Annotated in this window: 20 protein-coding genes; 11 read left to right on the top strand and 9 right to left on the bottom strand. The window is 71.9% G+C overall.

What is annotated here, in order from left to right; translation table 11 throughout:
- The first annotated feature begins 17 nt into the window (after nucleotides 1-17).
- Entirely contained in the window at nucleotides 18-1,589 is a 1,572-nt protein-coding gene (locus ACFY0K_RS15510; RefSeq protein ID WP_390640265.1) for a FadD3 family acyl-CoA ligase, read from the top strand.
- A 24-nt stretch (nucleotides 1,590-1,613) separates the two neighbouring features.
- Here ACFY0K_RS15510 and ACFY0K_RS15505 read toward each other — a convergent pair whose 3' ends face one another.
- The 3 genes from ACFY0K_RS15505 to ACFY0K_RS15495 all read right to left on the bottom strand — a co-directional run bounded on the left by ACFY0K_RS15505 (nucleotide 1,614) and on the right by ACFY0K_RS15495 (nucleotide 6,466).
- Nucleotides 1,614-2,930: an FG-GAP and VCBS repeat-containing protein gene (locus ACFY0K_RS15505; protein ID WP_390640264.1), complete on the bottom strand. Its 1,317-nt coding sequence runs from the start codon at nucleotides 2,928-2,930 to the stop codon at nucleotides 1,614-1,616.
- A 201-nt stretch (nucleotides 2,931-3,131) separates the two neighbouring features.
- Nucleotides 3,132-3,305, bottom strand: a complete 174-nt coding sequence (locus tag ACFY0K_RS15500; RefSeq protein WP_388600499.1) for a hypothetical protein — start codon at nucleotides 3,303-3,305, stop codon at nucleotides 3,132-3,134.
- Nucleotides 3,306-3,514: 209 nt separating this feature from the next.
- The gene (locus ACFY0K_RS15495) at nucleotides 3,515-6,466 is read right to left on the bottom strand and encodes a BTAD domain-containing putative transcriptional regulator (protein ID WP_390640263.1); all 2,952 of its coding nucleotides are present in this window, start codon (nucleotides 6,464-6,466) and stop codon (nucleotides 3,515-3,517) included.
- Between the two features lie 288 nt (nucleotides 6,467-6,754).
- Here ACFY0K_RS15495 and ACFY0K_RS15490 point away from each other — a divergent pair, with 288 nt between their 5' ends.
- The 7 genes from ACFY0K_RS15490 (at nucleotide 6,755) to ACFY0K_RS15460 (ending at nucleotide 14,946) form a co-directional block, all read left to right on the top strand.
- The gene (locus ACFY0K_RS15490) at nucleotides 6,755-7,990 is read left to right on the top strand and encodes an amidohydrolase family protein (RefSeq protein WP_390640262.1); all 1,236 of its coding nucleotides are present in this window, start codon (nucleotides 6,755-6,757) and stop codon (nucleotides 7,988-7,990) included.
- Entirely contained in the window at nucleotides 7,987-8,910 is a 924-nt protein-coding gene (locus tag ACFY0K_RS15485; RefSeq protein WP_390640261.1) for an LLM class F420-dependent oxidoreductase, read from the top strand. The genes ACFY0K_RS15490 and ACFY0K_RS15485 overlap by 4 nt, the downstream gene beginning before the upstream one ends.
- A 9-nt stretch (nucleotides 8,911-8,919) precedes the next feature.
- Nucleotides 8,920-9,690, top strand: a complete 771-nt coding sequence (locus tag ACFY0K_RS15480) for an SDR family NAD(P)-dependent oxidoreductase (RefSeq protein ID WP_390640260.1) — start codon at nucleotides 8,920-8,922, stop codon at nucleotides 9,688-9,690.
- 98 nt (nucleotides 9,691-9,788) lie between these two features.
- A complete protein-coding gene (locus tag ACFY0K_RS15475; protein ID WP_390640259.1) occupies nucleotides 9,789-10,907 on the top strand; it encodes an LLM class flavin-dependent oxidoreductase in 1,119 nt (372 codons plus the stop codon).
- Between the two features lie 96 nt (nucleotides 10,908-11,003).
- Nucleotides 11,004-12,734: an amidohydrolase family protein gene (locus ACFY0K_RS15470; protein WP_390640258.1), complete on the top strand. Its 1,731-nt coding sequence runs from the start codon at nucleotides 11,004-11,006 to the stop codon at nucleotides 12,732-12,734.
- The gene (locus ACFY0K_RS15465; RefSeq protein ID WP_390640257.1) at nucleotides 12,731-14,200 is read left to right on the top strand and encodes an aldehyde dehydrogenase family protein; all 1,470 of its coding nucleotides are present in this window, start codon (nucleotides 12,731-12,733) and stop codon (nucleotides 14,198-14,200) included. The genes ACFY0K_RS15470 and ACFY0K_RS15465 overlap by 4 nt, the downstream gene beginning before the upstream one ends.
- Before the next feature lie 194 nt (nucleotides 14,201-14,394).
- Complete coding sequence (locus ACFY0K_RS15460; protein WP_390640256.1) at nucleotides 14,395-14,946, top strand: DUF3455 domain-containing protein; 552 nt, start codon at nucleotides 14,395-14,397, stop codon at nucleotides 14,944-14,946.
- A gap of 89 nt (nucleotides 14,947-15,035) precedes the next feature.
- Here ACFY0K_RS15460 and ACFY0K_RS15455 read toward each other — a convergent pair whose 3' ends face one another.
- Nucleotides 15,036-15,422, bottom strand: coding sequence for a nitroreductase/quinone reductase family protein (locus ACFY0K_RS15455; protein ID WP_390640255.1), 387 nt, complete (start codon nucleotides 15,420-15,422; stop codon nucleotides 15,036-15,038).
- Nucleotides 15,423-15,511: 89 nt separating this feature from the next.
- Between ACFY0K_RS15455 and ACFY0K_RS15450 the strand changes: the two genes are divergently transcribed.
- Nucleotides 15,512-16,360, top strand: a complete 849-nt coding sequence (locus ACFY0K_RS15450) for an endonuclease/exonuclease/phosphatase family protein (RefSeq protein WP_390640254.1) — start codon at nucleotides 15,512-15,514, stop codon at nucleotides 16,358-16,360.
- A 173-nt stretch (nucleotides 16,361-16,533) separates the two neighbouring features.
- Here the strand turns inward: ACFY0K_RS15450 and ACFY0K_RS15445 are convergent, their stop codons facing one another.
- Nucleotides 16,534-16,668, bottom strand: a complete 135-nt coding sequence (locus ACFY0K_RS15445) for a Scr1 family TA system antitoxin-like transcriptional regulator (protein WP_390640537.1) — start codon at nucleotides 16,666-16,668, stop codon at nucleotides 16,534-16,536.
- A gap of 115 nt (nucleotides 16,669-16,783) precedes the next feature.
- On the opposite strand from ACFY0K_RS15445, the gene ACFY0K_RS15440 reads away from it, so the two are divergent.
- Nucleotides 16,784-17,101: a hypothetical protein gene (locus ACFY0K_RS15440; protein WP_390640253.1), complete on the top strand. Its 318-nt coding sequence runs from the start codon at nucleotides 16,784-16,786 to the stop codon at nucleotides 17,099-17,101.
- Here the strand turns inward: ACFY0K_RS15440 and ACFY0K_RS15435 are convergent.
- From ACFY0K_RS15435 to ACFY0K_RS15420, 4 genes are all read right to left on the bottom strand, one after another.
- Nucleotides 17,098-18,000 carry an aldo/keto reductase gene (locus ACFY0K_RS15435; RefSeq protein ID WP_390640252.1) on the bottom strand — a complete coding sequence of 301 codons (903 nt, stop codon included), beginning with the start codon at nucleotides 17,998-18,000 and terminating at the stop codon, nucleotides 17,098-17,100. The two genes, ACFY0K_RS15440 and ACFY0K_RS15435, sit on opposite strands and share 4 nt — an antisense overlap.
- Nucleotides 18,001-18,143: 143 nt before the next feature.
- A complete protein-coding gene (locus ACFY0K_RS15430; protein ID WP_390640251.1) occupies nucleotides 18,144-18,911 on the bottom strand; it encodes a phosphotransferase in 768 nt (255 codons plus the stop codon).
- Between the two features lie 252 nt (nucleotides 18,912-19,163).
- On the bottom strand, nucleotides 19,164-20,651 hold the full coding sequence (gene fumC, locus ACFY0K_RS15425) for a class II fumarate hydratase (protein WP_390640250.1): 1,488 nt from the start codon (nucleotides 20,649-20,651) through the stop codon (nucleotides 19,164-19,166).
- On the bottom strand, nucleotides 20,648-22,321 hold the full coding sequence (locus tag ACFY0K_RS15420) for an NAD-dependent malic enzyme (protein WP_390640249.1): 1,674 nt from the start codon (nucleotides 22,319-22,321) through the stop codon (nucleotides 20,648-20,650). Before ACFY0K_RS15420 ends, fumC begins: the two co-directional genes overlap by 4 nt.
- A gap of 597 nt (nucleotides 22,322-22,918) precedes the next feature.
- Between ACFY0K_RS15420 and ACFY0K_RS15415 the strand changes: the two genes are divergently transcribed.
- A complete protein-coding gene (locus tag ACFY0K_RS15415) occupies nucleotides 22,919-23,683 on the top strand; it encodes an SDR family NAD(P)-dependent oxidoreductase (RefSeq protein WP_351957129.1) in 765 nt (254 codons plus the stop codon).
- The last annotated feature ends 28 nt before the right edge of the window (nucleotides 23,684-23,711 follow it).

The following is a 23,711-nucleotide window of genomic DNA, read 5'->3' as shown; positions in this document are numbered from 1 at the left end:
GTCCGGGGAGGCCGGTTGTGCGCGGTGACATGGAGTGGGGGACCGTTCCGGGACTGGTGCGGTCGGCGGCGGAGCGGTACGCGGACGTCGAGGCGGTGGTGGACGGCCGTACCCGGATCACCTACGCCGAACTGGGCGCCCGGGTGGAACGGGCGGCGGCGGCCTGCATCGCCTCCGGCGTCCGGGCGGGCGACAGGGTGGGCATCTGGGCGCCGAACTCCCTGGACTGGATCGTCGCGGCCCTCGGCGCCGTGTCGGCGGGCGGGGTACTGGTTCCGTTGAACACCCGCTTCAAGGGGGCGGAGGCGGCGGATGTACTGCGCCGCAGCGGGGCCCGGCTGCTGTTCGTGACGGGGACGTTCCTGGGGACGTCGTACGTGGCGTCGCTGCGCAGGGCGGCGGGGGAGGGGCACGGCCCGGGACCCCTGCCGGGGCTGCCCGCCCTGCGGGACGTGGTGGTGCTGTCGGAGGACGCGCCGGCCGACTTCCGCACCTGGAAGGACTTCCTGGCGGGCGGCGAGGGGGTATCGGCTCGCGAAGTCGTGTCCCGCACGGCCGAGGTGGACGGCGACTCCCTCTCCGACATCATCTTCACCTCCGGCACGACGGGCCGCCCGAAGGGCGCGATGATCACCCATGCCCAGACCCTCCGGGCCTACGAGGTCTGGGCCGACCTGGCAGGCCTGCGCACGGACGACCGCTACCTCATCGTGAACCCCTTCTTCCACACGTTCGGCTACAAGGCCGGGGTGATCGCCTGCCTGATGCGGGGAGCGACGATGATCCCGCAGCCGGTGTTCGACGTGGCGACGGTGCTGGCGAACCTGGCGTCGGAACGGGTGTCGGTCCTCCCCGGCCCCCCGACCCTCCACCAGTCTCTCCTGGACCACCCGGCCCGCGACGCCCACGACCTCTCCGCCCTGCGCTTGGTGGTGACGGGCGCGGCGGTGGTCCCCCTGCTTCTCGTGGAACGCCTGCGCGGCGAACTCGGCGTCGAGACGGTCCTGACGGCGTACGGCCTCTCGGAGGCGAGCGGCATCGTGACGATGTGCCGCCGGGGCGACGACCCCACGGTGATCGCGTCGACGTCGGGCCGGGCGATCCCGGGGACGGAGGTGCGAGTGGACGAGGCGGGGGAGGTGCTGGTCCGGGGCTTCAACGTGATGCGCGGCTACTACGAGGACCCGGCGGCGACCGCCGAGACGCTCACACGGGACGGCTGGCTGCGCACGGGCGACGTGGGCGTCCTGGACCCGGCCGGGAACCTGCGCATCACCGACCGCCTGAAGGACATGTTCATCGTCGGCGGCTTCAACGCCTACCCGGCGGAGATAGAGCAACTGCTGGGCCTGCACCCGGATGTGGCGGACGTGGCGGTGATCGGCGTACCCGACGCCCGCCTGGGCGAGGTCGGCAAGGCATTCGTGATCCGCCGCCCGGACGCGGTCCTCACCGGGGACGACCTGATCGCCTGGGCCCGCCGCGAGATGGCGAACTACAAGGTCCCGCGGGTGGTGGAGTTCGTGGCGGAGCTGCCGCGGAACGCCGGCGGGAAGGTGGTGAAGGGGGAGCTGCGGGGGCGGGGCTAGTGTGAGGCCTGCCCCCTCAGCACGTCATCCGACCAGCCAGAGGCCGTTCCCCGCGCGCGATATCTCCGGTCCGAGGTCGAGGTCGGTCTCCTTGAACGAGAGCAGCCGGGATCCGCCGCGCCACACCTCGATCCCCTCTTGGCCGGTGACCACCAGCTCGGCCGGCCTGCGGCCGTCGGTGTCGAGCAGTTCGGCCGAGCCGCCGGGCACGGACCGCGCCCCCTCGGTGGTCAGCCCTCCGGCGCTCCCTCTCAGCAGGATGACCTCCTCCGGTCCCGTTCTGGGCCGGACCGAGAACGCCACATCGGCGTATCCGTCGCCGTCCAGGTCCCCGACCGCCGGCGCGCTGCCGAACGTGCAGGGTTGGAAGGGCCCCTTCACCGGCAGGCCCGCGGTGTCCTCGGTGAAGCGTGACGTCTTCAGCGTCCCGCCGTAGAGGACCATCAGCCGGCTGCCGCCCTCCGGGACCATCGTGTCGCCGAGCATCTCGCAGGGCAGCCCCGCCACGACGTCGGCGTAACCGTCGTGGTTCACATCCGCCGTTCTGAGCGTCGAACCGTAGAAGCCGGCCGCCAGCCGCGGGCCCTTGACCAGCTTCCCGTCGGCGGTACCCCGGTACACGACGGTGGCGCGGGCGACGGGCGCGTAGTCCGCCAGGATGGACCAGCTGACCAGGAGATCGTCCTTGCCGTCCCCCGTGACGTCCCCCAGGGCGGCGGGCACCCCGACGGCGTAGCGCGGGTCGCTGGGCGTCAGGTCGAGAGGGACGGTACGGCGCGGTGTGCCTTTGCGGCTGAAGGGGCCCAGCAGGACCCGTACGGCGTTGTCCTTGCCCATGCCGACGCCCATGCCGACCACGAGATCGGTGTGTCCGTCGCCGTCGACGTCGCCCGCGAGGGGCGCCGAGCCCGTCAGCCGGGCGGCCGCGGCACCGGTCAGCCCCTTGTCGCTCCCCCAGACGACGAAGATCGTGTTCCGGCCCGCCTGGGTGACGAAGTCGGCCCGCCCGTCACCGTCGAGGTCGGCAGTCACGCTCGTGGCCGGGCTGCCGAAGTAGCCTCCCTCGCCCGCCTTGCCCAATCCCAGATCGTTCTGGGTGACGACCTGCGGCTTCCCGGACCGCGGGCCCCGTGCGGACCCTCGCAGGACGGCCGCGAATCCGGCGGCGTACTTCCCGTTCACGGTCGCGGTCGTGTCACCGACCACGAGATCGCCGTACCCGTCCCCGTCGAAGTCGGACCGGACCCCCGGATGACGTGCCGGTCTCTCCTCCGACCCGCCCGACCCGCAGGCCGACAGCAGGAGAAGCAGGACGGCACCCGCGCCAAGAGCTCTCTTCATGCCCACTCGGACCGCTGGGAGCGGCCTTGGGTTGCACAAAGGCGTGAGGCACGCGGAACGCCTCGGTCAGCGCCTCGCGCCAGTCCCGGTCTCGCGTTCGTACACGGGCGAGTTGACCCGGACCTCTCCCCGAACACACCTCGGCCGCGACGGCTCCCCCTCCGCGCCGCCGCGGCCGTCCCCGTCCCGGTGTGGTTCTTGTCAGGCCTTCTCGTCCGTGGCGTGCGAGTTGTCCGGCGTGACGGTGGTGTCCTCGTCGTCCGCCTTCAGGATCGTGGCGCTGAGCGGCTCGCTGGTGGCGTGGCTGTTCAGCGTGGTGATCTCGGTGCCCTCGACGGCCGCCTCGGCCTCGGTCGTCTTCGTCTCGTCGCTCATGGTTCGCTCCCCTGGATGTCCTTGACGCTGTGGGCAGGAAGGCCCGCCCGGCGGCTCCCCCGTAGGGCCGCCGGGCGGACGCTTCCGGGCCGCTACACCTTAAGGCGCGGGCCCGAGCCGAACCGTCTGCCCCCCGACGCGGCGGATCGACAGGACGAGAGTGCCGTGCCGCGATAAACGAATGATGAACGCCTGCCGGGCGCCCCGCCTCAGGCGACGGCGCTCGGGCTGAGCAGGGCCTTCACCTCGTCGGCCTCGGTCGCCCCGAGCCCCTCGAAGATGGCGAGCGCCTCCCGCCAGCAGACCTGGGCCCGGCCCGGATGCCCGATCAGGGTCAGGGCCCGGCCGAGCACCGTGAGCACGTTCCCGCGCCGCCAGTCGCCGCCGATCCCGCGCAGCAGGGTGAGGGCCGACTCGGCGTTGGTCGCGGCCTGCGCGGGCCGCTCCGCCGCGAGGTCGAGTTCGGCGAGCCGGAACAGGGACATCCCCTCCCACAGCCGCATCCGGCTGTCCCGGAACACCTCCAGGGCCTCCTGGAGCCGCTCGGCGGCCTGGTCGTACTGGCCGCCCTGGGTGAGCGCGAGGCCCAGCGCGTACCGGCCGTTGGCACCCTTCAGGGCGTGCCCCATGGCGTCGTACATGCCGGTCCCCTGCTGTGCCAGGGAGACCGCGCTCGCGGTCCGGCCCATCGCCAGGTGGATCCGGGAGAGGTTGCACAGCGCGCTGGCCTCGCCGGGGCCGTCGCCGCAGGCGCGGAAGCTGTCGATCGCGCGGGTGAGGTGGGCCTCGCCGTCCTCCAGCCTGTTCTGGTACAGCGCGATGATGCCCAGCATGTTGGACGCCCAGCACCCCGGCAGCGGGTCGCCCGCGACGTCCGCGAGCCGGACCGCCTCGGTCGCCTGCTCGTTCGCCGGCCCGAAACGGCCGATCAGGTGGTAGGCGTTGGCCAGCACGACGTGTGCGCGGGCCTGCGCCCGCACGTCCGCCGAGGTGCGCACCGCGTCCCGCACGAAGACCGCCGTGGTCTCGTACTCCCTGGAGTTGGCCCCCGACTCCGCGAGGTCGACGGCCGCCCACAGCAGGTCCACGGCGCGCCCGAGCAGTCCGGGCGCCGTCGACTGCCGGACGCAGGCCAGCACGGGCATGGCCTCGGCGTAGAACCAGTCCTGCGCCTCGTGGCGGTCCCGGAACGCCAGCCCCGGGTACCCGGTGGCCTCGAGGTGGTCCACCAGCCGGTCCCCGGGCCGGTCGATCGCGTAGAACGCCGCCGCCGTGGCCAGATAGAAGTCCAGCAGCCGCGACATCGCCGCCTCCCGTTCGCCGGGCGGCTGCTCGTCGCGTTCCGCGCACGCACGCGCGTAGAGCCGTACGAGGTCGTGGAAGCGGTAGCGGCCCGGAGCCGCCGATTCCAGCAGCGAGGTGTCGACCAGGGCCTCCAGCAGGTCCTCGGTCGCCTCGGCCGGCAGACCGAGTACGGCCGCGGCCGCCGCCAGCGAGATGTCCGGGCCGTCCGCGAGGCCCAGGAGGCGGAACGCCCGCGCCTGGGCCGGCTCCAGCTGGCCGTAGCCGAGTTCGAAGGTCGCCTTGACCGCGAGATCGCCGGCCTGGAGTTCGTCCAGGCGGCGGCGTTCGTCGGCGAGCTTCGCCGCCAGGACGGAGACCGTCCAGGTGCGGCGGGCGGCCAGCCGGGACGCGGCGATGCGGATGGCGAGCGGGAGGAAGCCGCAGGCCGCCACCACGTCGAGGGCCGCCTCGCGCTCCGCGGCCACCCGCTCCGCGCCGACGATCTTCGTGAACAGCTGGAGCGCCTCGTCCGGGGACATCACGTCCAGGTCGACCAGGTGGGCCCCGGCCAGGTCGACCATCCGGACGCGGGAGGTGACCAGCGCCGCGCAGCCCTCGGTGCCCGGCAGCAGCGGACGTATCTGTGCCGCGTCCCTCGCGTTGTCCAGGAGGACCAGGACGCGGCGGCCGTCCAGGACCGAGCGGTACAGGGCGGCCCGGTCGTCCAGGGAGTCGGGGACCGACGAGTCCGGCGTGCCCAGGGCGCGGAGGAACGAGCCCAGGACCGTCTCCGGCTCCGCCGCCCGCGGGCCCGCCCCCTGCAGGTCCACGTACAACTGGCCGTCCGGGAAGCCGGACCGGGCCTGGTGGGCGACGTGTACGGCGAGGGTCGTCTTGCCGACGCCGCCGATGCCCGCCAGTGCCGAGACGGCCATCACCCGGCCCTCGGCCGACGCCAGCACCTCGCTCAGCTCCGTGACGAAGGCGGAGCGGCCGGTGAAGTCCGGGACCGTGGCCGGGAGCTGGGCGGGACGCACGGAGGCGGGCAGGGGGTCGGGCGCGGGCGAGGAGGGTTCGGCCAGGGCCGGGTCGGCCTGCAGGATCCGCTGCTGGAGGTCGCGCAGGCCGGAGCGCGGGTCCACGCCCAGCTCCTCCGCCAGCAGGCGGCGGGTGTCCGCGTACACCGCGAGGGCCTCCGCCTGCCGGCCGCTGCGGTACAGGGCGAGCATGAGGAGTTCACGGAGGCGTTCGCGGAGCGGGTGGGCCGCGGTGAGTGCCGTCAGCTCGGAGACGGCCTCCGCGTGGCAGCCCTGCTCCAGGTCCATGTCGAGGCGGGATTCGAGGAGTTGGAGGCGCCACTCCTCGAGCCGGGCCCGCTGGGCCTCGGCGTACGGCCCCGGCACTCCGGCCAGCGGCTCGCCGTCCCACTGGGCCAGCGCCCGGGCGAGCACCTGCCGGGCCTGGTGCAGGTCCCCGGCGCTCTTCGCCTTCTCCGCGTCCGCCGCCAGGTCCTGGGCGACCGCCAGGTCCAGGGCGCCCTCGCCGAGCCCGCGCACCGCGTACCCGCCGGACTCGCTGACCAGGACCCCGGGGTCCAGGATCTTGCGCAGGCGGGAGGCGTACGTGCGCACCGCAGCCAGCGCCTGCGACGGCGGCTCGGGGCCCCACAGGGCGTCGATCAGCTCGGCCGCGGTCGCCGTGCGGCCCTCACGCAGCAACAGGGCAGCGAGCAGGGCGCGTTGCTGCGGGGAGCCGGTGTTGAGCGGCTCCCCGGCACGCCAGGCGCGCACCGGACCGAGCACGGTGAAGCGCAACGCCGCCGCCTCCGTCGCGGAGGAGGCTCGCCGCTGCTCCGGCACCCGCGGTCCACCGTCCATGCCCGTCCCCCTAGACATCCCGCTTCACCCCGTCAGTCTGCCTTGTCCGGGCGGGTCGCGTCAGCCGGGGGAGACGCCGATCACAGGGCGACACGCGGTGGTCCACACGGTCTTCACACGGCGGCGTCCCGCCTCAGCAGGCCCGACTCCTGGCGTAACGATTCCGCGGGCAGGCCGGCGTCCTCCGCACCGGGCCGCGGAACGCGTCCGCGCCGTGCGCCGCCGACGCCTGACGAACCGTCATCCCACTAGCTGACGGTTCGTCAGATCGGCGCTACCGTGAGCGCCATGGACACCCAGGACGGCACTTTCCCGCTGATCATCTCCGTCGACGACCACACCGTGGAGCCGCCGGACGTCTGGCAGTCCCGCCTCCCGAAGAAGTACCTGGACACCGGGCCGCGCATCGTCCGGGCCCCGCTGAAGGACATGACCTTCCTCGGCGGCCGGTTCAAGCCGGTCATGGGCAGGCCCGGCGACGACGGTCCCGTCGGCGACTGGTGGATCTACGAGGACCTGCACCGCCCCCTCACCCGCCTGGACACCGCCGTCGGCTACTCCCGCGACGAGATCAAACTCGAAGTGATCACGTACGAGCAGATGCGGGCGGGGTCGTACGACGTGCCGCGGCGGCTCGCCGACATGGACGTCAACCACGTCCAGTCCGCGCTCTGCTTCCCGACCTTCCCCCGCTTCTGCGGGCAGACCTTCACCGAGGCCAAGGATCGCGAGCTGGCCCTGCTCTGCGTCCAGGCCTACAACGACTGGATGGTGGAGGAGTGGTGCGGCCCACTGGCGCAGGGCCGTCAGATACCCCTCGCCCTGATCCCCCTCTGGGACGCCGGGCTGGCCGCCGCCGAGGTCCGCCGCAACGCGGCCCGCGGGGTCCGCGCCGTCGCCTTCTCCGAGATACCCCCGCACCTCGGGCTGCCCTCCGTCCACACCGACGACTGGGACCCCTTCCTCGCCGCCTGCGACGAGACCGGCACGGTCGTCGCCATGCACATCGGCTCCAGCAGCCGGATGCCCTCCACCTCCGCCGACGCCCCGCCCGCCGTCGGCTCCACCATCACCTTCGCCAACTGCTGCTTCTCGATGGTGGACTGGCTGATGAGCGGCAAGTTCGAGCGCTTCCCGAACCTCAAGGTGATGTACGCGGAGGGCCAGATCGGCTGGATCCCCTACATCCTGGAGCGCGCCGACGTGGTGTGGGAGGAGAACCGGGGCTGGGGCGGGGTCGCCGACAAGGTGCACCGTCCGCCCTCCGAACTCTTCGCCGAGCACGTCTACGGCTGCTTCTTCGACGACGCCTTCGGCCTGAAGAACCTGGACGCGATCGGCCTCGGCAATGTGCTGTACGAGACCGACTACCCGCACTCCGACTCCACCTGGCCGAAGTCGCGGGAGGTCGGCGAGGCGCAGATGGGCCACCTGGCGCCGGATGTGGTGGAGCGGATCGTCCGCGGGAACGCGATCGAACTGCTGGGGCTGACGGCGGACGGGCTGTGGGGCGGTCCCCGGTGAGCCTCGACCACGGCATCCAGCTCCCGGTGCAGTCCCAGTCCACGATCTACGCCGAGGACTGGGAGGCCGGGGCGGGCGCCGCCGACCTGGTGGAGATCGCGCGGGCCGTCGAGCGGGCCGGCTTCGCCTACCTCGCCGTCTGCGACCACGTGGCGATCCCGCACCGGCTGGCCGGGGCGATGAGCACGGTCTGGTACGACCCGGTGGCCACCCTCGCCCACCTGGCCGCCGTGACCGAACGGGTACGGCTGCTCAGCCATGTCGCCGTCGTCGGGCTGCGGCACCCGCTCCTGTCCGCCAAGCAGTACGCGACCCTCGACCACCTCTCCGGCGGCCGTCTGATCCTCGGCGTCGGCGCCGGGCACGTGCGGGAGGAGTTCGAGGTACTGGGGGTGGACTTCGGGCAGCGCGGGGCGGTCCTTGACGAGGCGGTCGACGCGCTGCGTGCCGCGCTCGGGCCGGACGAGTTCCCCTCCCACCACGGCAAGTTCTACGACTTCGAGGGGCTCGGGCAGCGGCCCCGGCCCGCCCAGGAGCGGGTGCCGGTGTGGGTCGGCGGGTCGTCGCCCGCCGCGGTGCGGCGGGCCGCGCTCAAGGGCGACGGCTGGCTGCCGCAGGGCGACCCGCGGGACCGGCTCCCGGCGCAGATCGAGCGGTTGCGGCGGCTGCGCGAAGAGGCGGGCATCGAGGTGCCGGTCACCGTCGGCGCGATCACCGAACCGCTGTACGTCGGCACGCCCGACTGGGCGGTGGGCCGCCGCACGCTCAGCGGGACCCCCGAGGCCCTCGCCGAGTCGCTGCGGGCGTACGGCGCGATGGGCGTGCATCAGATCCAGGTGCGGTTCCGCAGCCGGAGCCGGGCCGAACTCATCGACCAGATCGAGGCGTTCGGGGCGGACGTCGCGCCCCTTCTGACCTGAGGGAGTGGCATGGGCAAGCTGGACGGGCGGGTCGTCATCGTCACCGGGGCGGCGCGCGGGCAGGGCGAGCAGGAGGCGCGGCTCTTCGTCGCGGAGGGTGCGAGCGTGGTCGTGGCGGATGTGCTGGACGACCTGGGCGAGGCCCTCGCCAAGGAGATCGGGGCGGCCTACGTCCACCTGGACGTGAGGGTGGAGGAGGAGTGGCAGGCCGCCGTCGCCGCCGCCAAGCGGACGCACGGCCGCCTCGACGGGCTGGTGAACAACGCCGGCATCCTGCGGTTCAACGCGCTCGTGGACACGCCCCTCGACGAGTTCATGCAGGTCGTGCAGGTCAACCAGGTCGGCTGCTTCCTGGGCATGAAGACGGTCGCGCCCGAACTGGACGACGGCGGGACCATCGTCAACACGGCCTCCTACACGGCGCTGACGGGGATGGCCGCGGTCGGCACCTACGCGGCCACCAAGCACGCCGTGCTCGGCCTCACCCGGGTCGCCGCGCTGGAACTCGCCGGCCGGCGCATCCGCGTCAACGCGATCTGCCCCGGCGCCATCGACACCGCGATGTCCAACCCGGCCCGGCTGGACCCGGCCGCCGACCCCGCCGAGATGAGCCGGGCGCTGGACGAGCTGTACCGCAAGCTCGTCCCGCTGGGCCGGATCGGGCGGGCGGAGGAGGTGGCCAGGCTGGCGCTCTTCCTGACCTCGGACGACTCGTCGTACATCACCGGCCAGCCGTTCGTGATCGACGGCGGATGGCTGGCGGGGGTCAGTGTCATCTGACGGATCGTCAGCTATTGACGATGGCGACGGCCGGTGCGACAGTCGGCCAACGAACGGTATCTGACAGAGCGTCAGAAAATATGGGACGGTGAACCGCCTTGGAATTCGGGCTCTTTGTACAGGGATACGTGGGCAAACGGGCCGAGACCGACCCGCTGGCCGAGCACAAGGCACTGATGGAGGAGACCGAGTACGTCATCCAGGCGGACCAGTCCGGCTTCAAGTACGCCTGGGCGTCCGAGCACCACTTCCTCGACGAGTACTCGCACCTCTCCGCGAACGACGTCTACCTGGGCTACCTCGCGCACGCGACCGAGCGGATCCACCTCGGCTCCGGGATCTTCAACCCCCTCGCCCAGGTCAACCACCCCGTGAAGGTCGCCGAGAAGGTCGCCATGCTCGACCATCTCACCAACAACCGTTTCGAGTTCGGCAGCGGACGCGGCGCCGGCTCCCACGAGATCCTCGGGTTCATCCCTGGTGTGACCGACATGAACTACACCAAGGAGATCTGGGAGGAGACCATCGCCGAGTTCCCCAAGATGTGGCTCCAGGACGAGTACGCCGGCTTCCAGGGCAAGCACTGGCAGCTGCCGCCGCGCAAGGTGCTGCCCAAGCCGTACGGCAAGTCGCACCCCGCGATGTGGTACGCCGCCGGGTCGCCGCCGTCGTACGCCATGGCGGCCAGGAAGGGGCTCGGGGTGCTCGGGTTCAGCATCCAGAAGGTCTCCGACATGGAGTGGGTCCTGGAGCAGTACAAGACGGCGATCGTGAACGCCGAGCCGGTCGGGGACTTCGTCAACGACAACGTGATGGTGACGACGACGGCGATCTGTGCGCCCACGCACGACGAGGCGATCCGCATCGCGGCGTCCGGCGGGCTGCACTACCTGCCCTCGCTGGTGTTCCGGTACCACGACACCTTCCCGCGGCCCGAGGGGTTCCCGGTGTGGCCGGAGACGCTGCCGGAGTACACGCCGGAGTTCGTGGAGCTGCTCGTCGAGGAGGAGCTGCTGATCTGCGGCGACCCCGACGAGGTGCTGCGGCAGTGCAAGCGGTGGGAGCAGGCCGGGGCGGATCAGTTGAGCTTCGGGCTGCCGGTGGGGGTGCCGAAGGAGGAGACGCTGCAGACGATCCGGTTGATCGGGGAGCACGTGATTCCGAAGATCGACACGGATCCCGTTCACCGGACGACCCGGTTCCGGGGTGCCGCGTAGTCGCCGTTGCGGGGTGCGGATGCGTTGTGGTCGGTCGCGCAGTTCCCCGCGCCCCTGAGTCTCTCCACCGAGCCGGAGTTCGAGGAGGCAGGGTTCATGCTCGATCACGTCATCAAAGGGGCGACGGTTGTCGACGGGACCGGAGCGCCCGCGTTCGTCGCCGACGTCGGCATCCGCGACGGCCGGATCGCCGTCGTCGGCACCGTCACCGAGGAGAGCCGCACCAGCGAGGACGCCGCCGGCCTCGTCCTCTCCCCCGGCTTCGTCGATCCGCACACCCACTACGACGCCCAGCTCTTCTGGGACCCGTACGCGACGCCCTCGCTGAACCACGGGGTGACCACGGTCACCGCCGGGAACTGCGGGTTCACGCTCGCCCCCCTCAACCCGGGACGCCCCGCCGACGCCGACTACACCCGCCGCATGATGTCCAAGGTCGAGGGCATGTCGCTGGTCGCGCTGGAGGAGGGGGCGCCCTGGAGCTGGAACTCCTTCGGGGAGTACCTGGACGCACTCGAAGGGCGGATCGCCGTCAACGCCGGCTTCATGGTGGGGCACTGCGCGCTGCGCCGGTACGTGATGGGGCCCGACGCGGTGGGCGGGCAGCCGAGTGAGGAGCAACTGGAGGAGATCGTAAGGCTGTTGCACGAGGCCATGGACGCGGGGGCGTGGGGGTTCTCCACCACGCAGTCCAGCACGCACTCCGACGGGGACGGGCAGCCGGTGGCCTCACGGCATGCGCTGCCCGCCGAGCTGCTGGCCCTGTCGAAGGCCGTCGGGGAGCACGAGGGGACGCAGATCGAGGCGATCGTCGCCGGCTGCCTCGACCAGTTCAGCGACGCCGAGATCGAGCTGTTCGCCGAGATGAGCGCGGTGGCCGGGCGGCCCCTGAACTGGAACGTGCTCACGGTCGACGCCGCCGTGCCCGAGCGGGTGCCCCGGCAGCTCCAGGCCAGTGAGCGGGCACGGAAGGCGGGCGGCAGGGTCGTGGCGCTGACGATGCCGATCCTCACGCCCATGAACATGTCGCTCGGCACCTTCTGCGCGCTGAACCTCATCCCCGGGTGGGGGCCGATCCTCGGGCTGCCGGTTCGGGAGCGGATCGAGAAGCTGCGCGATGCGGACGTACGGGCCCAGATGCTGGCGCGCGCGAACAGCAAGGAGGCCGGAGTCTTCCGGCGGCTGGCGAACTTCGGGCGGTACGTCATCGGGGACACGTACAGCGAGGCGAACGCCGGGCTGTCGGGGCGGGTGGTATGTGACATAGCACAGGAGCGCGGCCAGGACCCCTTCCACACCCTGGTCGAGATCTGCGCCGCCGACGACCTCCGTACCGTCCTGTGGCCCATGCCCACCGACAACGACCCGGCCTCCTGGGCGCTGCGCGCCGAGACCTGGCAGCACGAGGACGTCATGCTCGGCGGGTCGGACGCCGGGGCCCATCTGGACCGCATGTGCGGGGCCCCGTACACCACCCGCTTCATCGGCGACTGCCTGCGCGGCCGCAAGCTGCTCGGCCTGGAGCAGGCCGTGAAGATGCTGACCGACGATCCCGCCCGGCTCTTCGGGCTGCGGGAGCGCGGGCGGATCGCGGAGGGCTGGCATGCGGACCTCGTGCTCTTCGACCCGGAGCGGATCGCCGCCGGCCCGGCCACCCTGGTGCACGACCTGCCGGGAGACAGCCCGCGCCTGGACTCGAAGGCGATCGGGGTGCGGGCGGTCTGGGTCAACGGCGTCGAGGCCATCCGGGACGACGTGGTGAGCGGCACCGTACCGGGGAAGGTACTGCGCTCCGGGCGGGACACCAGGACGGTGAGCACCCGGTGAGCGAGGCGGGCGAGGCGGCGGACGGGCAGCGGCTGTTCGTCGGCGGCCGGTGGGTGGTGCCCGACGACGGGTACTACGACGTCGTCGACCCGGCGACCGAGGAGACCGTGGGCCGGGCCCCTGAGGCGTCCCGGGAGCAGGTGCTGGCGGCCTGTGCGGCCGCCAGGGAGGCCTTCGACGGCTGGTCGCGGACGCCCGCGGGGGAGCGGGCCGCGGTGCTGGGCCGGGCCGCCGACCTCATCCGCGGCCGGCTGGGCGCGTACGCGGACCTCGCCCGCGCCGAGACGGGCGCCACCACCGGCACCGCCCGTGCGATGCAGGTGGGGGTGGCGGTGGCCCGGTTCCGCCGGTACGCGACCGTCGAACCGGCCGAGTGGGCGATCCCGCCGCAGATCAACGAGGCCGGGCCGATGGGGAGGGCGGGCGTGATGGGCGCGCTCGCCGTGCGCCAGCCGGTCGGGGTGGTCAGCTGCATCACGTCGTACAACAACCCGTGGGCCAACCCCGCGGGCAAGATCGCCCCGGCGCTCGCGATGGGCAACACGGTCGTGGTGAAACCGGCCCCCCAGGACCCGCTCTCCGTCTACCGGATGGCGGAGGCGCTGGAGGCGGCGGGCGCCCCGCCGGGCGTGGTGAACGTCGTCTCCGGCCGGTCCGCCAATGTCGGCGAGGCCGCCGTGGCGTCCCCCGACGTCGACATGGTGAGTTTCACCGGCTCCACCGCCGTCGGACAGCGCATCGCCGAGGTGTGCGGGCGGGACATGAAACGCCAGTTGATGGAGCTGGGGGGCAAGGGCGCGGCGGTCGTCTTCGACGACGCGGACGTCGGCTCGGCGGTGGCCGGGATCGGCACCACCTTCTCCTTCTACAGCGGGCAGATCTGTACGGCGCCCACCCGGGTGCTGGTGCAGCGCGGCCTGTACGAGCGGCTCGTGGAGCAACTGGCGGCTTACGCCCGCCGGTTGAAGGTGGGTGATCCGGCCGCGCCGGACACGGTGGTCGGGCCGCTGATCACCGCCGAGCACCGGGCGCGCGTCGAGTCGTACGTCGAACTCGGCCGGAAGGAGGGCGCGGTGGTGGTGGCCGGCGGCGAACGCCCGCCGCTGGAGCGTGGGTTCTTCGTGGCGCCCACCCTCCTCGCCGACTGCACGAACGACATGCGGGTGGCCCGCGAGGAGATCTTCGGCCCGGTCGTCTCCGTCGTCCCCTTCGACGACGAGGAGGAGGGCATCGCCCTCGCCAACGACTCCGACTACGGCCTCGTCGACTACGTCTGGTCCGGGGACGTGGCCCGTGCCTTCCGGGTGGCGCGGCGGCTGCGGGCGGGCGGCGTCGGGATCAACACCGTGGGGCGGAACATGGAGGCGCCGTTCGGGGGGTTCAAGAAGAGCGGGGTGGGCCGGGACGTGGGCTCCTACGCCCTGCACGCCTACAGCGAGGTGCAGGCGGTCGTCTGGCCGGGGTGAGGCGTCAACTCGGGCTGTTCTCCTTGCCCTTTGGGGCGGCGAAACCTTACGGGGGGACAAAGAACGGGCAACCCGCTTCGCGGCGGGGCAGCGCGTCCGTAGCGTCCGGGGGACAAGGGGGACGGCCCGTTTCCGGTTCGACGCGGTCCGCCCCTTCCCTGAGCACGCACGGACCCCGTTCGGAGACCCCCCTCATGAAGCACGTCAAGAGAATCGCCCTGACCACCACGGCCGTCGCCGCCGCGTCCGCCGCGACCCTGCTGGGCACGACCGCCGTCCAGGCCTACTCCGCACGGCCCGCCCGCCTCCCGGCCGTGCACGCGCCCGCCGCGCTCGCCGTGCCCGACGGGAACAAGCTGACCGGCGTCTACTCCGCGCACGGCGTGCAGACCTACACCTGCACCGACGGCGCCTGGAAGCTCCTGGAGCCCGCCGCCACCCTCTCCGACAAGCGGGACCGCGCCCACCGCCCGGTCGCGCTGCACTCCCGTGGCCCGGTCTGGGTCTCCACGGTCGACGGCAGCGCCGTCAACGCCGCCGCGGTCGCCACCTCCGCGAAGGACGGCGCCGTTCCCGAGCTGCTCCTGAAGGCCACCGCCACCCGCGGCGCCGGGACGTTCGAGGGCGTCACCTACGTGCAGCGCCTGGACACCGAGGGTGGCGTGGCGCCGGCGGCTGCGTGCACCGGCACGGACCAGATCTCGGTGCCGTACTCGGCCACGTACGCGTTCTACAAGGCGAGCTGACCGCTCGGCGGAAATGCCGCGCCCCGTCGTCCGTCGACCGCGGCGCCGTCGTGGCCGGCCGCGCAGTTCCTCGCGCCCCTTCCGGGCGCTCAGTCGGTCAGGTCGACCCGGATCGTCAGGAGCTGTGTGCCCAGGACCTTCACGGCCATGCTGTTGCCCCTGGGCAGGGTGCGCAGGCGGGCGACCGGGTCGTCGTCGGGGAGCAGGTGGGCGGTGCCGGAGTGCCACCGCCCGCCGATCCGTACCCGGACCCGCGGGTCGGCCTGGATGTTCCGCACGTACTGGGACTTCGTCCCGAACTCCGACACCAGCCAGAAACTGTCCCCGACCCGACGCCCGCCCAGCGGCGTCCGCCGCGGCCGGCGGGAGACCCGGCCGGTGGTCTCCAGCAGGGTCTGGAAGGGCATCAGGCGGGTCAGCGGGTTGGCGACGTGCCGCTGGAACGCGGTGGTGGCACGGAATCTGCGGTCGGACATGATTCCTCGGCTCTCTCTTTCGCCGTCGTGCGGCGCCGGTGTCCTCTTCAATGTCCCTCACGCATACCCGACGAGAGACGGTGGGTCCCGTGCGGATCATGACCTGGAACCTGTGGTGGCGGTTCGGACCCTGGGCCGAGCGGCAGAAGGCGATCCTCGCCGTGCTGCGTGAGCTGCGGCCGGACGTGGTCGGCCTGCAGGAGGTGTGGGCGGCGGGCGGCGAGAACCTCGCCGGGTGGCTCGCCGGCGAACTCGGCATGCACTGGGCCTGGGCCGCCTCCCCGGCCTCCGAGCGCTGGCAGCGGCGGATCGGGGAGCCCGGCGTCGAGATCGGCAACGCGGTGCTGAGCCGGTGGCCGGTGCTGGAGAGCGAGGCCCTGCGCCTGCCGGCGCCACCGGATCTCGACGACGGACGCCTCGCGCTCTACACCCGTCTCGCCGCCCCCGCCCACCCCGTCCCCTTCTTCACCGTCCACCTCACCTCGCAGCTGCACCTGTCGGCCGTACGCGGCCGGCAGGTCACCGCGCTGGCCGAGTTCGTGGCCGCCCACCGCGCGGGCACCGACTTCCCGCCCGTCGTCACCGGGGACTTCAACGCCTGGCCGGACTCCGACGAGGTCCGCAGGTTCGGCGGGGTCCGCACCGCGCCGGTCGTACCCGGCCAGGTCTTCCTCGACGCCTGGGAGTACGCCGACCCGGCCGCCCCCTCCGCCACCTGGGACCACGCCAACCCGTACGTCCACCCGGGCCTCGGCCCCGGCGTCCGCGTCGACTACATCCACGTCGGCGCCCCGGCCGGCCCCGACGGCATCGGCACGGTACTGGCTGCCTGCCGGGCCGGGGACGGTCCGGTCGACGGGGTGTGGCCCTCGGACCACGCGGCGGTGGTGGCGGACCTGGCGGACGGCGGCCCGCCGGGATCACCGTCCGTCGGGTGACCTCACCAGACCGAGCAGAGCCCCGAAGGCCTCCACGCGACGGTGAGGACGGCCCGGGCGGGTCGTCGTCGGCTATGTGGACGACGGTGGGGGTGGGGGAAACATGGACGCACGCCTCGCCTTCTTGGCAGTACGACGACTTCCGCCAGCGGCGCGTGGACATACCGGGTCCTTCACAGGTTCTGGATGATGGCGTGGATCAGGTCCCGGGACTTCGCAGGGCTGAGGGCAATGCCTTCGACGACGTCCAGCAGCCGCCGGTACTTCTCCAAGTGGGCCTCGGCGTCGAGCAGTACGGTCGTGTACACGCACACTCCGGGCATGGGGGTGACCGTCGTGTACTACTTCCGTGATCCACACATCGTGGACTGAGCCGTTTCCACGGAGCCCCAGCGGTGCGATGATCGGCCGGTGCGCATAGCCATGAACGTAATGCTGTTCGCCACCGCCTTCTTCTGCATCGGCGCGGGCGTCGCGGCCGCCACGTCGTTCCGGGTGTTTCCCTGGCTGGCCGGCAAGGTGGTCAGGCCCCGGTTGTGGGGCGCCGGGTATGCCTTGTTCGGTGCGGTCGTGCTGTACCACGCGGTGGTCCAACTGGTGCGTGTCGAACCGTCGGTGGAGCTGGTGGCGACCGTCGTGACCACGGTGGTGGCCCTTGCCGGCCTCGGCATGATGGGGGTCGCTCAGCGGGTCGGCGGCGGGAGCCGGTCGCCCCGGACCGGGCCCGGCGCCACCGACTAGCGGGGCACGCCCTGCCCGTTGAGTACGGCCAGCTCTTCCTCCGTCAGGCGCAGGGCGCCCGCAGCGATGTTCTCCCTGAGGTGGGCCGGGTCGGCGGTGCCGGGGATGGCCAGGACATGTGGGCCTCGGTGGAGGGTCCAGGCGAGTCGTATCTGCGCCGGTGTGGCGTGGTGGGCGCGGGCGACGGCGTGGACGCGGGCGTCGCGCTCCTGGTCCGCGGCCGCCTCGCGGCGCAGGCCGGAGACGGCGAAGAACGGGACGAAGGCGATGCCGAGTTCCGCGCACAGGTCCACCAGCCCGCGCTCGTCGGCGCGGCGCCAGTCCAGGCCGTAGGCGTTCTGCACGCAGACCACGGGCGCGATCGTCCGGGCCTCGATCAGGTGCTCGGGCAGGACGCCCGAGAGTCCGAGGTGCCGGATCAGACCGGCCTCGCGCAGTTCGGCGAGGGCGCCGAAGTGCTCGGCGACCGAGGGTGTTCTCGGGCCGTTGACACGCAGGTTCACCACGTCCAGGTGGTCCCGGCCGAGCTGCCGCAGGTTCTCCTCGACCTGGCCGCGCAGCTGGTCGGGGCCGCCCCGGTAGAGCCACTCCCCGGAGGGGGCGCGTGCCGGGCCCACCTTGGTCACCACGACGACGTCGCCGCGCCAGGACGAGAGGGCGCGGTTGAGGAGCTCGTTGGCGGACCGCAGCGGCGAGAAGTAGAAGGCGGCCGTGTCGACGTGGTCGACCCCCTGCTCGAACGCGCTGTGCAGCAGGCGGACGGCGGCCTCGCGGTCGATCGGCGGGCCGTCGGAGTTCCCCATCATGCCGTTGCCGGTCAGCCGCATCGTGCCGTAGCCGATGCGGTTCACCTCCAGGTCTCCGAGCTTCCAGGTCCCTGCCGCGGCCGCCGCGCTCATCGTGCTCCTCCGCCTGTCGGTTCGTCCTGCCGGTTCGTCAGGTCCTGGAGTATGGGCCGGTCAGGGCCTGCGGCGACAGGGCGGGCGGTGGGGTGGAATGTCACACTTCCGGCGGGAACTATGCGCAGGCGTACGGCCGTTCACTACAAGGAACGATTCAGCAGGGCCCGGTGCCCGGAGACCCGTTGGTACGCCCGCTGCGCCTTCGCCACCACCCCGGCGTCACGGAGACGGATCACCGCGGGGTCTCCGGATCCGGCCGCCGCCTCGATGCCACGCCGGCACCGGCCCTGCCACCACAGGATCACGGAAACGAGCTCGCGCCAGTCCGTGAGCTCGTAGGTGTCGGCGATCAGGCGCAGCCGTCGCGCCGCCTCGGCGGGGTCCCCGACGCCCGGGCCGAGCCCGAGGTACCGCCAGCAGACGTGGTCGACGTCGTGGATGCGTGCGCCCGGCGCCGCCAGGTCCCAGTCGATGAAGGCCACCGGGCGCAGCACGCCGCCGGCCGGCCGGTAGACGGTGTTCCTGGGCGCGAGGTCGTTGTGGCAGACCACCTCGTGCGGACCCGCCAGTTCCGTGCCCGCCGTCAGGTCGTGGAACTCCCGCACCAGCCGGGCGACCCGCACCAGGCTCCCGTCGGAGTGCACCTCCGGCGGCTGCCGGGGTTCCCGGGCCACATGCCCGTCGAGGTAGGTGAGGACCTCGCGGCCCTTCTCGTCGAGGCCGCGGCGGCGCGGTGCGCCGGGCCGGTCGGCGGCCTCCGGCAACCTCAGCAACTCTCCGACGAACCGCGTACCGGCGGACGCGGGACGGCGCACGGTGGCGCCGACGCGCACCACGTGGTTGACGAAGCCGCCGGGCAGCGGTGATTCGCCGGTTCCCGGCGACGAGGGGCTCTGCAGGCTCCTCACTCCACACTGCTCCGCCACCCGCCGCGGGTCTGTCACGGCGTTTGGCGGGCTTCGGTGTCCCAGCGGTGGTTCGTCGACGAGCCCCGGTCGGGGCGGAGGTGAGGGGTCGTCACCCGGGGGAGGTGTAGCGGTGGTGGGAGCAGGTGCAGCGGGGTATCAGCAGGATCCCCAGGCTTTGCGGGAGAGGGATGTCCTGTTCGTCAGTCGAGCTGAAGGCGGTGCAAGGCCGGTGGCCGGGCAACGGTACCGGCCCTACGACTGGCCGACCATGGCGGCCGGTCGGACGATGCGGTCGAAGTCCTCGGCGCTGATGTAGCCGGAGGCCAGGGCCGCTGCGCGCAGGGTGGTGTCCTCGTCGTCGGCCTTGTGGGCGATCGCGGAGGCCTTGTCGTAGCCGATCACCGGCGAGAGGGCCGTGACCAGCATGAGGGACCGGTCGACGTAGCTGTCGATCTGGTCCCGGTTGAGCTGGGTGCCCTCGATGCAGTACTCGCGCAACTTGGTGCAGGCGTCGGCGAGGATGCCGGCCGCGTGCAGGAAGTTGTTGATGATGACCGGGCGCATGGCGTTGAGTTCGAAGTTTCCCTGGGTGCCGGCGAAGCCGATGGCCTGGTCTTCGGACAGCACCTGGATGCAGACCATGACCATGGCCTCGCACTGGGTCGGGTTGACCTTGCCCGGCATGATGGAGGAGCCGGGCTCGTTCGCGGGGAGCAGGAGTTCGTCGAGGCCGCAGCGGGGTCCGGAGGCCAGCCAGCGGATGTCGTTGGCGATCTTCATCAGTGGGACGGCCAGGTCTCTCAGCCCGGCGGAGGCGCCGACCATGGCGTCCAGGCCGCCCTGCGCGGCGAACTTGTTGCGCGCGGTGGTGAACGGGTAGCCGGTCGCATCGGCGATGTCGGCTGCGACCTGCTCGCCGAACCCGGGTGGGGCGTTGAGCCCCGTGCCCACCGCGGTACCCCCCATCGCCAGTTCGAGCAGCCCCTCGGCGGACCTGGTGCACCTCTCGATCGCTTGCTCCAACTGGTGGGCATAGCCGGACCATTCCTGCCCCACGGTGAGCGGAACGGCGTCCTCCAGATGGGTGCGGCCGATCTTCACCACGTCGTGCCACTGCTGTGCCTTGGTCTCGATGGCGTGCCGCAGCGACTGCACGCTGGGCAGCAGGTGCTCGTGGATCTCCTTGACCGCGGCGATGTGCATGGCGGTGGGGAAGGTGTCGTTGGAGGACTGCCCCATGTTGACGTGGTCGTTGGGGTGGATCGGGGACTTGCTGCCCAGCTCGCCGCCGACCAGCTGGATCGCTCGGTTGCTGATCACCTCGTTGGTGTTCATGTTGGACTGCGTGCCGGACCCTGTCTGCCACACGTACAGCGGGAAGTGATCGTCCAGTTCGCCCGCGATGACCTCGTCGGCCACTCGCCGGATCAGTTCGGACTTCCAGGAAGGGAGTCGGCCGGCCCGCCCGTTGACGGCGGCGGCGGCCCTCTTGACGTAGCCGTAGGCGTGGTAGACCGCCTTGGGCATCCGGTCGTCCCCGATCGAGAAGTGGATGAGGGAGCGTTGTGTCTGGGCGCCCCAGTAGCGGTCCGCGGGGACGTCGACGGCTCCCATGGAGTCGGTCTCCCGCCGGGTCCCCGTCGCGTGCAGGCCGACGGGGATGTCGAGGATCTTCGGGGCTGCGCCCTGACCGGCCGACCCGGTCCCGCCTGCGGCGGGGTGGGGGGTGTGGGTGTTCACGCTGCGGCTCCGTCCGTGTAGACCGGCTGCCACATGGCATCCCGGACGGCCTGTGCGGTGTCGACCGGCTTGGAGGTCGCCACGCCGTCTTCGAGGGCCGCCTTGACCACCGCGGTCGCGGTGATCGCGGACGACTCCCGCAGGTCGTCCACGGGCGGCAGCAGCGAGGCGCCCGGCCCCGACGGGTCGACCTGGTTCGCCACGGCCTGCGCGGCCGCCAGCAGCATGCCCGCGGTCACCTGGGAAGCGCCGGAGACGATCGTGCCCAGGCCCAGGCCCGGGTAGAGGAGCGCGTTGTTGGCCTGCCCGATCTGGTAGGTGACGCCGTCGTACTCCACGGGCGCGACGGGGATGCCCGTCGCGACGAGCGCCTTCCCCCTGGACCAGGCGATGACGTCTGCGGGCATGGCCTCGATCCGCGAGGTGGGATTGGAGATCGGGAGGATGATCGGCCGCTCGGCGCCCTCGGACATGGCCTCGACGATCTCGCGGGTGAACGCGCCGTGCGCGGTGGAAGTGCCCAGCAGGATCGTCGGCTTGACCCGGCGGACCGTCTCCAGCAGGGAGATCGCGCCGCCGTCCCTCGTCCAGCCCGCGACCTCGGCGGGATCGCGTGCGTAGGTCTGCTGGAAGTCGCGCAGGTCGGTCATGTCCCGGGTGAGCAGCCCCTGCTTGTCGACGAGCCACACCTGGGCGACGGCCTGCTGCGGATCCGCGCCGTCGCGGACCATCGCGTCGCGCAGCTGATCGGCGATGCCCACCCCGGCGGTCCCGGCGCCGAAGACCACGAGCTTCTGGTCACGCATCCGCACACCGGCGACCTTGACGGCGGACAGCGCGGCGGCCAGCGTGATGGCTCCGGTGCCCTGCATGTCGTCGTTGAAGATCCGGTAGCGGCCGCCGTACTGCTCCAGGATCCGCCGCGCGTTGCTGGGACCGAAGTCCTCGAAGTGCAGGAGAGCGTCGGGGAACGCGGACGACGCCGTCTCCAGGTACTTCTCGATGAAGGCGTCGTAGGCGGCGCCGCGGACGCGTGGATGCCGGTTGCCCAGGTACAGCGGGTCCTCCAGCAGCGCTGTGCGGTCCGTTCCCACGTCCAGCGAGACCGGCACGACCCGGCGCGGGTCGATGCCCGCGGCCGCCGTGTACACCGCGAGCTTGCCGACCGAGATCTGGATCCCTCCCACGCCCCAGTCGCCGATGCCCAGGATCTCCTCCGCGTCGGTGCACACGATCAGGTCGACGTCCTCGGGCCCGAGTTCAAGGGTGGCGAAGGCCTTCTCCATGTCGTCGGGCCGGTCGATGGACAGGAAGATGCCGCGCGGACGCCGGTATTCCAGGGAGTACTTCTCGATCGCCTCGCCCACGGTGGGGTCGTAGACGATCGGCAGCAACTCGGCGAGGTGGTCGGCGAGAACCCTGAAATACAGGGTTTCGTTGCGGTCGTGCAGCTGCTCCAGATACACGTTCTTGGCGAGGTCGCCGCTCTGGACCTGCATCTGCTGATAGGCCCGCTGGGCCTGCCGGTCGAGCGTGAGCACTCCCGAAGGCAGGCGTCCGGTGAGGCCGAGGGCCTCCCGTTCCTCAGGGGTGAAGGCCACGCCGCGATTGCGCAACGGGTCGACGAGAATGCTGGGAGTGGCCGGGGTCCGCGCATGATTCGCGGTCATGGGATTCTCCCTCTGTGCGAATGCCCAGTCGGCTCTGACCGGGGTGACTACGCGGACCATCGCGGCAGAGATCGCCGAGGGTGCGGCCTTGATCGGAACCTGCGAAGGCCGGAGCGGCCCCGGGTCGTCCGGCGGAATATGGAGGTTTGAGGACGACCGCCGGTGTGGGCGGTTCCTCGCCGGACACCGTCCGGCGGGCCCGCCTCGCACACCGCGGTGAGCGCCTCGTCGGTACCACGGTACGAATTCAGGCTAACCACCGGGCGATGGGCCGCGCGACCTCACTCGCCGGAGGCCCGGCCACGCCCAGGGGGCGCAGCGGCCTGCGAGGCCGCGCCGTGTCCCCCTCGTGGCCGGTCACGCCGACCCCCCCTTCCTGTCCCACTCTTCCTGTCCCACTTGCAAAGCGGAACTGGTTCCGCTTACTCTCGAACGCGAACCGGAACTGGTTCCGGATATGAGGGTACGACGACCCCTGCCCGTGCGCCACCGGCCTCTCCGCCGGCGCAGTCACCGGCCCGGACGTACCCCGATCCGAAGCAGCTCGATCTGAGCGACCCGAACCGAACCATCCTGATCTGGATCAAGGAGACAGTCATGTCCGCACGTCTGCAGAACACCGTTGCCCTCGTGACCGGCGCCAGCAGCGGCATCGGCGAGGCGACCGCCCTGAGCCTCGCCGCCGAGGGCGCCACCGTCGCAGTCGTCGCCCGGCGCCGCGACCGGCTCGAGGCGCTGGCCGGAAAGATCCTCGCCGAGGGCGGGGCGGCACTCGTGGTGGAGGCCGACATCACGGAGCAGGGACAGGCGACTGCCGTCATAGAGCGTGTGGTGGCCGAACTCGGCCGCTTGGACATTCTGGTCAACAACGCCGGTGTGGGAATGGCCGGACCGGTCCTCGACGCGCCTGCTCAGGAATGGGAGCGCATGCTGGCGGTGAACGTGCAGGGCCTCCTGTACGTCACCCGCGCGGCGCTGCCGCATCTGCTGCGCGCGGCGGAGGACTCGCCCCGCCGGGTGGCGGACCTGGTCAACATCAGCTCCACCGCCGGGCGGGTGGCCCGGCCGGGCACGGCGGTGTACAGCATGACGAAGTTCGGCGTGAACGCGTTCACCGAGGCCCTGCGTCAGGAGGTCATGCGGCAGCGACTGCGCGTGAGCGTGATCGAACCGGGGACGGTGGACACCGAGTTCGTGACACACTCGCGGGACGAGGTCAAGGCGTCGCTGGATCAGCAGCTGGCCGGGATGGAGATGCTGCGTCCCGAGGACATCGCGGATGCGGTCTCGTTCGTCGTCACTCGCGACCGGCGGGTCTCCGTCAACGAGATCCTCGTCCGCGCTTCCGAGCAGACCTGGTAGGTCCGCGGCGGTACGCCTCCTGGCGCCT

Origin of the sequence: Streptomyces sp. NPDC001507, from assembly GCF_042894765.1 — a bacterium.
Classification (GTDB): domain Bacteria; phylum Actinomycetota; class Actinomycetes; order Streptomycetales; family Streptomycetaceae; genus Streptomyces.
This window is presented reverse-complemented; position numbering and strand designations above follow the sequence as displayed.